The following is a 13,948-nucleotide window of genomic DNA, read 5'->3' as shown; positions in this document are numbered from 1 at the left end:
TGTATAAGAGACAGGGGTTCTCACAGGCTGTGCCCATAGACTGCCGCCACCCGTTCGGTGACGTCGAGGAAAATTCTGGAGGGCAGGTGGCGACCAACCAGCAGCGCCGTGAGGCCGCGAAGCGCAAACTGGAACGGCAGCTCGTCCGCCGTGCCGAGCGCGCGCGCCGCCGCAAGATCATCGGCGTGGGCGCGACCGTCGGCGTGGTCGTGGTGGTGGCCGGCCTCGTGGTGTTCTTCGTGACGCAGAACAACGGCGACACCAGTTCGGCGGCCTCGCCGAGCAGCTCGGCGCAGAGCAGCTCCATCAACATCCCCACCCAGCGCGTCACCGAGGCGGCGCGGCCCACCCCGCTGCCCAACCCGACCACGTGCGACTACCCCGCTTCGTCCGACCAGCAGGCGGACAAGAAGGCCACCGCGCCGAACGGGAAGAACGTGCCCTCGACGGGCACGGTCAACGTCACGCTGAAGACGACGGCCGGCGACATCCCGCTGACCCTCGACCGGGCGCTGGCGCCCTGCACGGTGAACAGCTTCCTGAACCTGATCAACCAGAACTTCTACACCGACACCTCGTGCCACCGGCTCGGCACCGAGGGCCTGCAGATGCTGCAGTGCGGCGACCCGACGGGCAGCGGCATGGGCGGGCCGGGCTACACGGTCCCGGACGAGAACTTCGCCCAGCTGACCTACGGCCGCGGCGTCCTGGCCATGGCGAAGACGTCGCAGCCCAACAGCGGCGGCAGCCAGTTCTTCATGGTCTACGGCGACGCGCAGCTGGACCCGGACTACACCGTGTTCGGCTCGATCTCCGACGCCGGCCTGCAGGTGCTGGACAAGGTCGCCCGCGACGGCGTGGACCCGTCCTCGGCCGCGCAGAGCAGTGACGGCACGGGCGCCCCGAAGACCCCGGTGAAGTTCACCGGGGCGACGATCGACGCCTGACCCGGCAGCAGGAAAACCCCGCCCGGCGCCGAGGCGCGGGCGGGGTTTTCCTTGTCCCCCAAGTCTTTCCCATGGCTGCCACCAAAGGCGTCCCCGCCGGCCCCGATCCCGGCGGGGACGCCCCTGGCAGCCCTCCCCCAGGCCCGCTAGCGGGCCACCCGGGGCGCCGCGGGCGCGAACCCGCCGGCGAAGTTTTCGGTCACCTGCGCGGCTTCCCCGGCATCCGGCACGGCGTTGGTGCACGAGGTTCCGGGGCCGTGCCCGGACATCAGCTCGGAGCACGGGCCGTCGTAGTCGTCGGGCAGGCCGAGGTTGTGGCCGAGTTCGTGCGCGGCGATACGGGTGACGTCGAAGCCTTCCGCCACCTGCTGTTTGTCGATGTACACCTGGCCGTGGCCGTGCCCGTCGGTGCTGGTGTACGAGCCCTGGCCGTCGTCGGTCTCGTGGACGACGATCGTCGCGCCGCCGGAACCCTTGACGAGCTTCACGTCGCTGACCGCGTTGTTCCAGTTCGCCGCCGCCTGGTCGATCTGCGAGACGTAGTCCGCCGCGTCGGAGGAGCTGTAGTAGAGCGTGGTGACCGCCGCGGCGCCGGCATGCGGCGTCACCAGCAGCTGCGCGGCCAGCGGCGCCAGCGCCACCAGCACGCCCGCCGTCAAACGCTTACCTGCCATGCCCGTCCCCGTCGTCGCGTTGGTGATTAACACGCAAGGTAGGAGATGGACGGGGTCATCCACTACCCACGAAAGTACCGAGCATGGCGGTATAGGGCGTTATACGCGGGGAGGCCACCGGCACGAGATGCCGGTGGCCTCCACTGGACCCACTTGAGCCGGGGTCAGACGGTGAAACCGAGGGCGCGCAACTGTTCGCGGCCGTCCTCGGTGATTTTTTCCGGGCCCCACGGGGGCATCCACACCCAGTTGATGCGGAAGTCCTTGACCACACCCGCGTTCCCGACCAGCACCGAGGCGGTCTGGTCCTCGATCACGTCGGTCAGCGGGCAGGCCGCGGACGTCAGGGTCATGTCGATGGTGGCCGTGTTGTCGCCCTCGACACGGATGTCGTAGACCAGGCCGAGATCGACCACGTTGATCCCGAGCTCCGGGTCGACCACGTCGCGCATGGCCTCCTCGACGTCCTCGATCTTGGCCACGTCACCGGACGCCGGCTGCGCCTGCTCGGGCAGGTCGGCGGCGGTGCGGCCCTCGCGAGTCTGAGTCTCCTCGGTCATGCCGTCGCTCCTTCGCTTTTGACCACAGCGTCCTTGAAAGCCATCCACCCCAGCAAAGCACACTTGACGCGGGCCGGGTATTTCGCGACCCCGGCGAAGGCGACGCCGTCCTCCAGCACGTCCTCGTCCGGCTCCACCTGGCCCCGGCCCTGCATCAGCTCGACGAACGAGTCCATCGTCTTGAACGCCTCGCCCACCGTGCGCCCCACCACGAGGTCGGTGAGCACCGACGTGGAGGCCTGGCTGATCGAACAGCCCTGCCCGTCGTAGGACACGTCGGCGACCTTCTCGCCGTCGAGCTTCACCCGCAGCGTCACCTCGTCGCCGCAGGTCGGGTTGACCTGGAACGACTCGCCGTCGAACGGGTCCCGCAGGCCGCGCCCGTGCGGGTTCTTGTAGTGGTCCAGGATGATGTCCTGGTACATCGACTCCAGGTTCATTCACGCCACCCCGAAGAACTTCTGCGCCTCACGCACCCCGTTCACGAGTGCGTCCACTTCGGACAGATCGTTGTACAGGTAGAACGTGGCCCTGACCGTCGCGGGCACCTTGCACGCCCGGTGCAGCGGCCACGCGCAGTGGTGCCCGACGCGCACCGCGATGCCGAGACTGTCCAGCACCTGCCCGGCGTCGTGCGGGTGCACCCCGTCGATGACGAAGGCGATGGTGGCGCCGCGGTCCTTCGCCTCGGACGGCCCGATCAGCCGGACGCCCTCGACCTGCGCCAGCCCGGCCACCGCGGCCTCGGTCAGCGCGTGCTCGTGCGCCTGGATGTCGCGCATGCCCACGCCGGACAGGTACTCGACCGCGGCGCCGAGGCCCACGGCCTGCGACGTCATCGGCACGCCGGCCTCGAACTTCTGCGGCGGCGGGGCGAACGTGGTGCGCTCCAGGGTGACCAGCTCGATCATCGACCCGCCGGTCAGGAACGGCGGCATCGCTTCGAGCAGCTCCCGGCGCCCGTAGAGCACACCGATCCCGGACGGCGCCAGCATCTTGTGCCCCGAGAAGGCCGCGAAGTCCACGCCGAGTGCGTGCAGGTTCACCGGGAAATGCGGCACGGACTGGCACGCGTCCAGCAGGGTCAGCGCCCCGACTTCCTTGGCACGCTTGACGATCGGCTCGACCGGGTTGACCGTGCCCAGCACGTTCGACTGGTGGGTGAACGCGACGAGTTTCGTGCGCTCGTTCACCAGTTCGTCCAAATCGGACAGATCGAGCCGGAAGTCCCCGGTGAGGGGGAACCAGCGCAGCGTGGCGCCGGTGCGCCGGCACAACTGCTGCCAGGGCACCAGGTTCGCGTGGTGCTCCATCTCGGTGATGACGATCTCGTCACCAGGGCCGATCCGGAACCGCTCGGCGGCGGGGTCCGGATCGGTGGCCGCGTTGCTCATCGCGTACGCGACCAGGTTGATGCCCTCGGTGGCGTTCTTGGTGAACACCAGCTCGCCGTGGTCCGCGCCGACGAACCCCGCGATCAGCTCACGGGCGCGCTCGTAGGCGTCGGTGGCCTCCTCCGCGAGCTGGTGCGCCCCGCGGTGCACCGCCGCGTTGGAGGTCTCCAGGAACTTCCGCTCCGCGTCGAGAACCTGCCTCGGCCGCTGCGAGGTCGCCCCGGAATCCAGGTACACCAAGGGTTTCCCGTCCCGCACCGTGCGGGACAGGATGGGGAAGTCGGCGCGCAGGGCAGCGACGTCCAAAGGCGTGTTGGCTGTGGTGGTGGTCATCGCGCCAACTCCCTTCCGGTGTCAGTTCGGGAGAGCTCAGACGGTGGCGGCTTCGGCCTTGCCCGCGTACTTGACGTAGCCGTTCTCCTCCAGCTCGTCGGCGAGCTCCCGGCCACCGGACTCCACGATCCGCCCGTCCGCGAAGACGTGCACGAAGTCCGGCGTGATGTGCCGCAGGATGCGGGTGTAGTGCGTGATCAGCATGACGCCGACCTCGTTGTTCGCCTTGTACTCGTTGACGCCATCGGAGACGATCCGCAGCGCGTCCACGTCCAGGCCGGAGTCGGTCTCGTCGAGGATCGCGATCTTCGGCTTGAGCAGCGCCAGCTGCAGGATCTCGTGGCGCTTCTTCTCACCGCCGGAGAAGCCCTCGTTCACGCTGCGCTCGGCGAACTCGGGAGAGATCTCCAGCTTGGTCATCTCTTCCTTGACTTCCTTGACCCAGTGCCGCACCTTCGGCGCCTCGCCGCGCACCGAGGTGGCCGCCGTGCGCAGGAAGTTCGACATCGACACGCCGGGCACCTCGACCGGGTACTGCATCGCCAGGAACAGCCCGGCGCGCGCCCGCTCGTCCACGGTCATGTCGAGCACGTTCTCGCCGTCGAGCAGCACCTCGCCGGAGGTCACCTCGTACTTCGGGTGCCCGGCGATCGCGTAGGACAGCGTGGACTTGCCGGAGCCGTTGGGGCCCATGATCGCGTGCGTCTCGCCCGAGGAGATGGTCAGGTTGACGCCCTTGAGGATCTCCTTGCTGCCCTCGTCGGTGGTGACGCCGGCGTGCAGATCCTTGATTTCCAGTGTGGCCATGAGGTTTCTTTCGTCTTTCGTGGTGGGGTGGCTCAGGCGCCGACGGCTTCGAGTTCGGTTTCGATCGCGGCCTGCAGGCGCTCGCGCACCTCCGGGATGTCGATCTTCATCAGGATCTCGTGGAAGAACCCGCGGACCACCAGGCGCCGCGCCGACTCCTCCTCGATCCCGCGCGACTGCAGATAGAACAACTGCTCGTCGTCGAACCTTCCCGTGGCGCTGGCGTGCCCCGCGCCGAGGATCTCGCCGGTCTCGATCTCCAGGTTCGGCACCGAATCGGCCCGCGCGCCCTCGGTCAAGACCAGGTTGCGGTTGAGCTCGTAGGTGTCGGTGCCCTCGGCCGCGGCCCGGATCAGCACGTCGCCGATCCACACCGAATGCGCGCCGTCGCCCTGCAGCGCGCCCTTGTACATCACGTTCGACTTGCAGTTCGGCACCGCGTGGTCGACGAAGAGCCGGTGCTCCTGGTGCTGCCCCGCGTCCGCGAAGTACAGCCCCAGCATCTCCACGTCGCCGCCCTTGTCGGCGAAGGTCGCCGTCGGCGAGACGCGCACCAGGTCGCCGCCCAGGGTGACCACGATGTGCTTGAGCGTCGCGTCCTTGCCGAGCTTCAGGTGCTGCTCGGACACGTGCACCGCGTCGTCGGCCCAGTCCTGCACGCTGACCACGGTCAGCTTCGCGCCCTCGCCGATCACGAACTCGACGTTGTCCGCGTACGTGCCCGAACCGGCGTGGTCGAGCACGATGGCCGCTTCGGCGTACGCCTCGGCGCGCACCTGCACGTGCCCGTACGCGGTGAGCCCCTCGCCGGGGCCGGTCAGCCGCAGCAGGGTCGGCTTCGACGCCTTCGTCTCCTTCGGCACCGTGACGACGGTGGCCGAGGTGAACGACGAGTACGCCTGCGCCGCGATGCGGTCGCTGGGCTCGCCGGCCTTGCCGAGGCGCTCGTCCTCGCGGCCGACGGTCTCGACCCGCACCTCGGGCGCGGCGTCCGCGTCGACCTTGATCTCCCCGTCGGCGACCGCCGAGCCGTCGTGCAGCCCGCGCAGCCGCTTCATCGGGGTGAACCGCCAGTTCTCCTCGCGGCCGCCCGGGACCTCGAAAGCCTCGACGTCGTACCCCGTGAAGCGCTCCGCGCGCGAGGTAGCCGGGACGGTGACCTCCGCCGCTTCGGAGATGTTGTCGCTTGCCACCGTCATGTCAGCCGACGGCTCCTTCCATCTGCAGTTCGATCAGGCGGTTCAGCTCGAGCGCGTACTCCATCGGCAGCTCGCGCGCGATCGGCTCGACGAACCCGCGCACCACCATCGCCATCGCCTCGTCCTCGGTGAGGCCGCGCGACATCAGGTAGAACAGCTGGTCCTCGCTGACCTTGGACACGGTGGCCTCGTGGCCCATCGACACGTCGTCGTTGCGGATGTCGACGTAGGGGTAGGTGTCCGAGCGGGAGATGTTGTCCACCAGCAGCGCGTCGCACTTCACCGTGGAGGCGGAGTGGTGCGCCCGCTTGGCGACCTTGACCAGGCCGCGGTAGGACGTGCGGCCCCCGCCGCGCGCCACCGACTTCGACACGATCGTCGAGGAGGTGTGCGGCGCCAGGTGCTCCATCTTCGCGCCCGCGTCCTGGTGCTGGCCCTCGCCCGCGAACGCGACCGAGAGCACCTCGCCCTTGGCGTGCTCGCCCATCAGGAAGACCGACGGGTACTTCATGGTCACCTTGGAGCCGATGTTCCCGTCGATCCACTCCATGGTCGCGCCCTCTTCGCACTTGGCGCGCTTGGTGACCAGGTTGTACACGTTGTTCGACCAGTTCTGGATGGTCGTGTAGCGGCAGCGGCCGCCCTTCTTGACGATGATCTCCACGACCGCGGAGTGCAGCGAGTCCGACTTGTAGATCGGCGCGGTGCAGCCCTCGACGTAGTGCACGTAGGCGTCCTCGTCGACGATGATCAGGGTCCGCTCGAACTGGCCCATGTTCTCGGTGTTGATCCGGAAGTAGGCCTGCAGCGGGATGTCCACGTGCACGCCCGGCGGCACGTAGATGAAGGAGCCACCGGACCACACGGCGGTGTTCAGCGCGGAGAACTTGTTGTCCCCGGCCGGGATCACCGAGCCGAAGTGCTCGCGGAAGATCTCCGGGTGCTCCTTGAGCGCGGTGTCGGTGTCCAGGAACAGCACGCCCTGTGCCTCCAGGTCCTCACGGATCTGGTGGTAGACGACCTCCGACTCGTACTGCGCGGCGACACCGGCGATCAGGCGCTGCTTCTCCGCCTCCGGGATGCCGAGCTTGTCGTAGGTGTTCCTGATGTCCTCCGGCAGGTCGTCCCAGCTCTCCGCCTGCTGCTCGGTGGAGCGGACGAAGTACTTGATGTTGTCGAAGTCGATCCCGGAGAGGTCGGCGCCCCAGTTCGGCATCGGCTTGCGCTCGAAGAGCTTGAGGGCCTTCAGCCGCGCCTCGGTCATCCACTCGGGCTCGGACTTCTTCGCGGAGATGTCGGTGACGACCTCTTCGTTCAGCCCGCGCCGGGCGCTGGCCCCCGCGGCGTCTGAGTCAGCCCAGCCGAAGGCGTAGTTGCCCAGGGAGTCGATCGTCTCTTCCTGGGTCAGCGGCGCGGTGGCGGGATTGCGCTGCTCGGCAGCGGCAGTCATGCGCTTCCTCCATCCGGAGTTCGTGCTCGTTGTCCCTGCGGGGGTTCCGCCGGGACGTGTGTCGTGCACACGGAGTCACCGCGTGCGATGGTCGCCAGGCGCTGCACGTGCGTCCCGAGCAGCCTGGCGAATGCCTCGGTCTCCGCCTCGCACAGCTGCGGGAACTCAGCTGCGACGTGGGCGACCGGGCAGTGGTGCTGGCAGAGCTGTTCGCCGCTGCCGACCTGGCGGGCCGACGCAGCGTAACCCTCCCTGGTCAGCGCCGCGGCGAGGGCCTCGGCGCGCCGGGCGGGATCGCCCGGTTCGGTGACCGCGGCCTCGTGCGGTTCGACCAGCGCGGCGACCCGGCGCTCCGCGAACGCGCGGACCGCGTCCTCCCCGGCGTGTTCGGCGAGGAAGCGGATGGCCGAGGCGGCCAGGTCGTCGTAGGCGTGCCCGAACCTCGCCCGTCCCGCTTCGGTGAGCAGGAAGAGCTTGGCCGGACGGCCCCGCCCGCGCGGGCCGCGCCGGGGCGCGTCCCTGGTTTCGGCTTCGCCGTCGGCCAGCAGCGCGTCGAGGTGACGGCGCACCGCTGTCGGGCTGATGCCCAGCCGGTCCGCGACCACCACGGCGGTCATCGGGCCGTCCTCCAGCAGGAGACGGGCCACCTCGTGCCTGGTCCGTCCCTCCGCCGTCGCCTGCGCGGGCACGGCGGAACCCGGGTCCGGGAGCTCGCCGTTGTTTTTCACAACATAAGTGTGTCGTATTTCCCCGCCGAGGGCAAAGACAGATCATCCGGCAGTGACCGGAGTCACGGCATGGGGTACCGACAGGGTCGGCCGCCACCCTCAACGGAGCCGCTTTGCGGCGCCGATAGTCTTCTAACGTGGTAGTCAGCGATCCCGGCACAGAGCAGGGCGTATCCCCTGTGCGGCCTCCGGACGCGGGCCCCCTCGAAATCACAGAGCTGCGCGCGCTCGACGTCGTGCGCAGGCTGGGCACGGTCGGCGCGCTGTTCCTGGCGCTGGGTTCGCTCGGGGCCGGTGCGGCCCCGGTGCTCAACCCGGTGCAGGACATCCCGGTGCTGCGGCTGTTCTCCCGCATCCCCACGGTCTCCCTCGCCATCGCGTTCACCGGCATGGGGCTGCTGGTCATCGCATGGCTGATGCTGGGCCGCTTCGCCCGGCCGGGCCGGGCGCGGCTGGTGAGCCGCGCGCAGCTGACGCGCACGCTCGTGATGTGGCTGACGCCGCTGATGTTCATCCCGCCCCTGTTCTCCCGCGACGTGTACAGCTACCTCGCGCAGAGCGAAATCGTGCACCGCGGGATGGACCCGTACTCGCTCGGCCCGGCGCAGGCGCTCGGCGTCGGCGACCCGCTGACCAGCGGCGTGTCGAACATGTGGCGCGAGACCCCGGCGCCGTACGGCCCGTTGTTCCTCAAGCTCGGCAGCTGGATCTCCGGCATCGTCGGCGACAACATCGTCGCGGGCGTACTGCTGCAGCGCGCGCTGGCGCTCGTCGGCGTGGTGCTGATCATCTGGGCATTGCCGCGGCTGGCCCGCCGGTTCGGCGTCGAACCGGCCACCGCGCTGTGGCTGGGCGCGGCCAACCCGCTCGTGCTCTTCCACCTCGTCGCCGGCGCGCACAACGAGGCGCTCGGCATCGGGCTGATGGTGGCGGGGCTGGAGATCGGCATCCGGCGGCTGCCGGTGCGCGTGGCCGGGGACAGCCCGCCGCCGCTGGCGCGCGGCGAAATCCTGTTCATCGTGCTGGGCGCGGTGGTGATCACCCTCGGCGCCGCGGTGAAGATCAACGCGATGATCGCGCTCGGCTTCTTCGGCGTGATGATCGCGAGACGCTGGCACGGCCGGATCACCGACCTGCTCAAGGCGGCGGGCCTGATGCTCGCGGTGTTCGGCGTGGTGATCGTCGCGCTCTGCTACGGCACCGGGCTCGGCTTCGGCTGGGTCGGCGCGCTCGGCACGCCGGGCATGGTGCGCAGCTGGATCTCACCCACCGCCGAGCTGGCGAACCTCGGCGGCGTGCTCGGTATCGCGCTCGGGCTGGGCAACCACACCGACGCGCTGGTGTCGATCGTGCAGTTCGCCGGCACCGTGGTGGCCGGGCTGATCACGGTCAAGTTCCTCTGGGACAGCTTCCGCTGGCGGTACCGGCCGATCATCGGGCTGGGCGTTTCGCTGGGCGCGTTCATGATGCTGCACGTGGCCATGCAGCCCTGGTGGCTGCTGTGGGCGGTGATCCCCCTCGCCGCCGCGGCAGGCACCTCGCGCTTCCGCGTGGCGGCGACCATAGTCAGCGCGGTCGTCGCCTTCCTCGTCGCGCCGCCGGGCAGCACCTTCGACGGCCGGTCCTTCGTCCCGTTGCAGGCCTATCTGGCCGGGATCGTCGTGATCGCGATCGCGCTGCTGATCGTCCGCCGCGCCTCCCCCATGCTGCTCAAGCGGGAGGCCAAGAGTGCGGTCTGACGCGGGGTCGTAGGCTTGACGGTCGTGAGCACACCTGCCGTCGAGATCACCGGGCTGGTGAAGAAGTACGGCCCGAAGACCGCCGTCGACGGCCTGGACCTGAAGATGCACCGCGGCCGCCTGCTCGCCCTGCTCGGGCCCAACGGCGCAGGGAAGACCACCACCGTCGAGATCTGCGAAGGCTTCCTGCGGCCGGATTCCGGTTCGGTGCGGGTACTCGGGCTGGACCCGGCGCGCGAAGGCGCGAAGCTGCGGCCCCGCATCGGCGTGATGCCCCAGGGCGGCGGCGCGTACCCGGGCGTGCGCGCGGGCGAGATGCTCGGCCTGGTCGCGTCCTGCGCCGCCGAGCCGCTGGATCCCGCGTGGCTGCTGGAAATCCTGGGCCTGGCCGCCGCCCGCCGCACCCCGTTCAAACGGCTTTCCGGCGGGCAGCAGCAGCGCCTTTCCCTTGCCTGCGCCCTCGTCGGCCGCCCCGAGCTGGTGTTCCTGGACGAGCCGACGGCCGGCATGGACCCGCAGGCGCGGCGCCTGGTCTGGGACCTGCTGGGCGCGCTGCGCGCGGACGGCGTGAGCGTCCTGCTGACCACGCACCTGATGGAAGAGGCCGAGGCGCTGGCCGACGACGTCGTGATCGTCGACCACGGCCAGGTCATCGCCGAGGGCACGCCGAGCGCGCTGACGGCCGAGGACTCCGACTCGGCGCAGCTGCGGTTCAAGGCGCGCGCGGGGCTGGACACCACGCTGCTGGCCGCCGCCCTGCCCGAGGGCTACCACGTGCAGGAGGTCGCCCCCGGCGGCTACCGGGTGCTGGGCCACGTCGACCCGCAGGTGGTCTCCACCGTCACGTCGTGGTGCGCGCAGCAGGGCGTGCTGGCGGAGGAACTGCATGTGGGCAAACGGGATCTGGAAGAGGTCTTCCTGGAGCTGACCGGACGGGAGCTGCGCTCGTGACCACTTTCGCCCCCGGCACCTTCACCCCGAAGCCCGGCGCGGGCAGCCGCGCCAAGATGCTCAGCACGCACGCGAGGGTCGAGACGAGTCTCACCCTGCGCCACGGCGAGCAGATCCTGCTGACCCTGCTCATCCCGCTCGCGCTGCTGATCGGCCTGACGCTGCTGGACATCGTGCCCACCGGCGACCTCGGCCCGGTGTCCAAAGTGGACTGGGTGACGCCGCGGATCTTCGCGCTGGCGGTGATGTCCTCGGCCTTCACCGGGCAGGCCATCGCGCTCGGCTTCGACCGGCGTTACGGCGTCCTGAAAAGGCTTTCCGCGACGGCGCTGCCGCGCTGGCTGCTGGTGGCGGGCCGGATCGTGGCCGCGCTCGTCGTTGTGCTGCTGCAGGTGGTCGTGCTCGGCGCCGTGGCGGCGATCCTCGGCTGGTCCCCCTCGGGCGCCGGGCTCGCCGAAGCGGTGGTGCTGCTCGTGCTCGGCACGCTGAGCTTCGGCGCGCTGGGCGTGCTGCTGGGCGGCTCGCTGCGCGCGGAAGCCGTGCTGGCGCTGGCGAACATCGTGTGGTTCGTGCTGCTGCTCGCGGGCGGGATCCTGCTGGCGCCCTCGACGCTGCCGTCCGGCGCCGCGACGATCGTGGAGCTGCTGCCGTCCGGCGCGCTGGCGGAGGGCCTGCGGCAGGCTCTCGTCGAAGGCACGCTCGCGTGGGAGCCCGTCGTGGTGCTGATCGGCTGGGGCGCCGTGGCGGGTGCCCTCGCCACCCGCACCACTCGCCTGACCTGAGTCCCGCGGCGCGCCCGGGCCCGGTTTCCGCCCGCACGACGCGACTCCCCGCCGGTAGTTCGAGAAGCATCACTCGGCGCCATCCCCCACCACGACTCCGCCAAGTCCCCGCCCGCACCATCCGCGGCAAGCGGCCACCACGAACGCCACCCCGCCCGGCTCCTCTCACGCCCAGCCACCACCCGGCGCGATCCCCCGGCGCTACCACCCGGCCGACCTCACGGCAAGCCCCGGGGAATATCCTCGATCGCGTGTTCCTGAACTCGCTCGTCGGCCGGCTGCCCCTCCCCTCGCGCGCGGTGCAGAAGGGGGTCGGCATCGCCGCGATCGTGGCGCAGGCCGGGATCGGCGTGACCGGCTCGGTCGTCCGCGTGACCGGTTCGGGGCTGGGCTGCCGGACCTGGCCGGAATGCCAGCCCGGCAGCATGGTGCCGGTCCAGCATGCGGAGTACCACCAGTTCACGCAGTGGATCGAGTTCAGCAACCGGATGCTGACCGGCCTGGTCATCGCGGTCGCGGCGATCGCGGTCATCACCGCGTGGCGGGTCAAGCTCGACCGGCCGGACCGGCGGCGCCTGCTGGCGCTGGCGTGGACGATGCCCGGCGGCGTCGTCCTGCAGGCCGTGGTCGGCGGGATGACCGTGCTGGCGAAGCTGGAATGGTGGACCGTCGCGATCCACTTCCTCGTCTCCACTCCCCTGATCTGGCTCGCGGTGCTTTTGCTGCACGCGTTCCTCGAGGGCGACGAGCCCGCGCGCTGGCTGGTCCCGCCGCTGGGGCACAAGCTGCTCGTCACGCTCGTGGTGGCGCTGTGGGCGATCCTGATCGCCGGCACCACGGTCACCGGCGCCGGCCCGCACGGCGGCGACCCGGAAACCCACCGGCTCGACGCCCCGATCGAGACGCTCGCCACGATCCACGGCGCGTTCCTCGTCTGCTACCTGCTCGTGCTGGTGATGTTCGGGCTCACGCTGCTGCGCGCGGGCGCGCCGAAGCGGCTCTGGTGGCGCTACAGCCTCGTCTGGGTGGTCGCGCTCGCGCAGGGCGTGCTGGGTTCCGTGCAGTACGCGCTGGGGGTGCCGGAGGCGCTGGTTTCCTTCCACGTCCTGGGTTCCGCGCTCGTGATCATCGCGACCGCCGCGCTGTGGTGCGGATCGCGGGACCGCGGGGCCGCCGCCCCGGCCGGCGCCGAAGAGAGAGAACTCACCGCTGCCTGAACCGGTCAGCGGTCCGCGAGCGGACATACTGCCTTAACGCGGTGTCGGCGTGCTCGCCAGACCAGGGCACTACGCTACTGCGTGGCGAGGGCGGAATGTCCGTTTCCCGTCCGCGAACCGGAGTGAGGTTTTCAGGCGCATGAGTACCACCGATGTCCGGGCCGGTGCCAAACCACTGGTCTCCCACAGCCGGTCCACCGGCCAGATGATCGTCCTCAAGGCCTTCCTGCTGATCCCCTTCGCCGCGCTCGTGCTCGCGCTGCCGCTGGCCTGGGGCTGGGGCCTGAACTGGCTCGACCTCGTGCTGGCGGCGGTGTTCTACGTGGTCGCCACCCTCGGCGTGACGGTCGGCTACCACCGCTACTTCACCCACGGCGCCTTCAAGTCCGGGCGGGTGCTGCGCGTGGCGCTGGCGATCGCGGGCAGTATGGCCGTGCAGGGTTCGGTGATCTTCTGGGTGGCCAGCCACCGGCGCCACCACGCCTTCGCCGACCGCGAGGGCGACCCGCACTCCCCCTGGCTGTTCGGCACGTCGCCGATGGCGCTCACGCGCGGGTTCTGGCACGCGCACATGGGCTGGATGTTCCAGCGCGAGGTGACCAACTACGACCGGTTCGCCCCGGATCTGGTGGCGGACAACGATCTCCGCGTCGTGAACCGGTATTTCTGGCTGTGGATCACGCTGAGCCTGGCGCTGCCCGCGCTGCTCGGCGGGCTGCTGAGCTGGTCGTGGTGGGGCGCGGTGACCGCGTTCTTCTGGGCCGGGCTGGTGCGGATCGCGTTCCTGCACCACGTGACCTGGTCGGTGAACTCGATCTGCCACATGGTCGGTGACCGCCCGTTCGCCAGCCGGGACAAGGCGGCGAACTTCTGGCCGCTGGCGATCCTGTCGATGGGCGAGTCCTGGCACAACTCCCACCACGCCGACCCGACCTGCGCCCGGCACGGGGTGCTGCGCGGTCAGGTGGACGTCTCGGCGCGGGTGATCTGGATGTTCGAGAAGCTCCGCTGGGCCCGCGACGTGCGGTGGCCGCGGGCCGAGCGGCTGGCGGCCAAACGCGCGAAAGCCGCCTGAGCCGCGGCCCGCGCGGAGCCCGCTTCGGCCGGGGCCGCGGGGCTCGTGTTGGCCAAGCGGGCCATGGCCAGGAGCGCCGGTCGGACAAGACG

The 13,948-nt window shown here is 70.1% G+C and carries 14 protein-coding genes; 6 read left to right on the top strand and 8 right to left on the bottom strand.

Going from position 1 to position 13,948, the window contains the following annotated elements; all coding sequences use genetic code 11:
• The first annotated feature begins 86 nt into the window (after window positions 1–86).
• On the top strand, window positions 87–947 hold the full coding sequence (locus tag FPZ12_RS17680; RefSeq protein ID WP_150980378.1) for a peptidylprolyl isomerase: 861 nt from the start codon (window positions 87–89) through the stop codon (window positions 945–947).
• A gap of 146 nt (window positions 948–1,093) precedes the next feature.
• Here the strand turns inward: FPZ12_RS17680 and FPZ12_RS17675 are convergent, their stop codons facing one another.
• The 8 genes from FPZ12_RS17675 to FPZ12_RS17640 form a co-directional block, all read right to left on the bottom strand.
• Entirely contained in the window at window positions 1,094–1,621 is a 528-nt protein-coding gene (locus FPZ12_RS17675) for a snapalysin family zinc-dependent metalloprotease (protein WP_144760571.1), read from the bottom strand.
• A 164-nt stretch (window positions 1,622–1,785) separates the two neighbouring features.
• Window positions 1,786–2,181: a metal-sulfur cluster assembly factor gene (locus FPZ12_RS17670; RefSeq protein WP_144760568.1), complete on the bottom strand. Its 396-nt coding sequence runs from the start codon at window positions 2,179–2,181 to the stop codon at window positions 1,786–1,788.
• Window positions 2,178–2,621 carry a Fe-S cluster assembly sulfur transfer protein SufU gene (gene sufU / locus FPZ12_RS17665; RefSeq protein ID WP_144760564.1) on the bottom strand — a complete coding sequence of 148 codons (444 nt, stop codon included), beginning with the start codon at window positions 2,619–2,621 and terminating at the stop codon, window positions 2,178–2,180. The genes FPZ12_RS17670 and sufU overlap by 4 nt, the downstream gene beginning before the upstream one ends.
• Window positions 2,622–3,908 carry a cysteine desulfurase gene (locus FPZ12_RS17660; RefSeq protein WP_144760561.1) on the bottom strand — a complete coding sequence of 429 codons (1,287 nt, stop codon included), beginning with the start codon at window positions 3,906–3,908 and terminating at the stop codon, window positions 2,622–2,624.
• 36 nt (window positions 3,909–3,944) lie between these two features.
• Window positions 3,945–4,715: a Fe-S cluster assembly ATPase SufC gene (gene sufC, locus FPZ12_RS17655; protein ID WP_144760558.1), complete on the bottom strand. Its 771-nt coding sequence runs from the start codon at window positions 4,713–4,715 to the stop codon at window positions 3,945–3,947.
• 32 nt (window positions 4,716–4,747) lie between these two features.
• Window positions 4,748–5,914, bottom strand: coding sequence for a Fe-S cluster assembly protein SufD (gene sufD / locus FPZ12_RS17650; protein ID WP_144760555.1), 1,167 nt, complete (start codon window positions 5,912–5,914; stop codon window positions 4,748–4,750).
• A 1-nt stretch (window position 5,915) separates the two neighbouring features.
• Window positions 5,916–7,364: a Fe-S cluster assembly protein SufB gene (sufB, locus tag FPZ12_RS17645; RefSeq protein WP_144760552.1), complete on the bottom strand. Its 1,449-nt coding sequence runs from the start codon at window positions 7,362–7,364 to the stop codon at window positions 5,916–5,918.
• On the bottom strand, window positions 7,361–8,092 hold the full coding sequence (locus FPZ12_RS17640; RefSeq protein ID WP_243769891.1) for a helix-turn-helix transcriptional regulator: 732 nt from the start codon (window positions 8,090–8,092) through the stop codon (window positions 7,361–7,363). The genes sufB and FPZ12_RS17640 overlap by 4 nt, the downstream gene beginning before the upstream one ends.
• A gap of 179 nt (window positions 8,093–8,271) precedes the next feature.
• On the opposite strand from FPZ12_RS17640, the gene mptB reads away from it, so the two are divergent.
• From mptB to FPZ12_RS17615, 5 genes are all read left to right on the top strand, one after another.
• Entirely contained in the window at window positions 8,272–9,831 is a 1,560-nt protein-coding gene (gene mptB / locus FPZ12_RS17635; protein WP_243769890.1) for a polyprenol phosphomannose-dependent alpha 1,6 mannosyltransferase MptB, read from the top strand.
• Window positions 9,832–9,855: 24 nt separating this feature from the next.
• Window positions 9,856–10,782, top strand: coding sequence for an ABC transporter ATP-binding protein (locus FPZ12_RS17630; protein WP_144760543.1), 927 nt, complete (start codon window positions 9,856–9,858; stop codon window positions 10,780–10,782).
• Between the two features lie 56 nt (window positions 10,783–10,838).
• A complete protein-coding gene (locus FPZ12_RS17625; RefSeq protein ID WP_166462801.1) occupies window positions 10,839–11,564 on the top strand; it encodes an ABC transporter permease in 726 nt (241 codons plus the stop codon).
• Between the two features lie 251 nt (window positions 11,565–11,815).
• Entirely contained in the window at window positions 11,816–12,781 is a 966-nt protein-coding gene (locus FPZ12_RS17620) for a COX15/CtaA family protein (RefSeq protein WP_166462798.1), read from the top strand.
• Window positions 12,782–12,920: 139 nt separating this feature from the next.
• A complete protein-coding gene (locus FPZ12_RS17615; protein WP_144762538.1) occupies window positions 12,921–13,856 on the top strand; it encodes an acyl-CoA desaturase in 936 nt (311 codons plus the stop codon).
• Window positions 13,857–13,948: the final 92 nt, after the last annotated feature.

Origin of the sequence: Amycolatopsis acidicola, from assembly GCF_007713735.2 — a bacterium.
Taxonomy (GTDB): domain Bacteria; phylum Actinomycetota; class Actinomycetes; order Mycobacteriales; family Pseudonocardiaceae; genus Amycolatopsis_E; species Amycolatopsis_E acidicola.
The sequence above is the reverse complement of the archived record's forward strand: the minus strand, read 5'-3'. Positions and strand labels throughout refer to the sequence as shown.

Excerpts from the sequence above, each read along its gene's own strand:
- FPZ12_RS17670 (WP_144760568.1), bottom strand. The coding sequence starts at position 2,181 with ATGACCGAGGAGACTCAGACTCGCGAGGGCCGCACCGCCGCCGACCTG.
- FPZ12_RS17660 (WP_144760561.1), bottom strand. The coding sequence starts at position 3,908 with ATGACCACCACCACAGCCAACACGCCTTTGGACGTCGCTGCCCTGCGC.
- FPZ12_RS17615 (WP_144762538.1), top strand. The coding sequence starts at position 12,921 with ATGAGTACCACCGATGTCCGGGCCGGTGCCAAACCACTGGTCTCCCAC.
- sufC (WP_144760558.1), bottom strand. The coding sequence starts at position 4,715 with ATGGCCACACTGGAAATCAAGGATCTGCACGCCGGCGTCACCACCGAC.
- sufD (WP_144760555.1), bottom strand. The coding sequence starts at position 5,914 with ATGACGGTGGCAAGCGACAACATCTCCGAAGCGGCGGAGGTCACCGTC.
- FPZ12_RS17675 (WP_144760571.1), bottom strand. The coding sequence starts at position 1,621 with ATGGCAGGTAAGCGTTTGACGGCGGGCGTGCTGGTGGCGCTGGCGCCG.
- sufU (WP_144760564.1), bottom strand. The coding sequence starts at position 2,621 with ATGAACCTGGAGTCGATGTACCAGGACATCATCCTGGACCACTACAAG.
- sufB (WP_144760552.1), bottom strand. The coding sequence starts at position 7,364 with ATGACTGCCGCTGCCGAGCAGCGCAATCCCGCCACCGCGCCGCTGACC.
- FPZ12_RS17625 (WP_166462801.1), top strand. The coding sequence starts at position 10,839 with ATGCTCAGCACGCACGCGAGGGTCGAGACGAGTCTCACCCTGCGCCAC.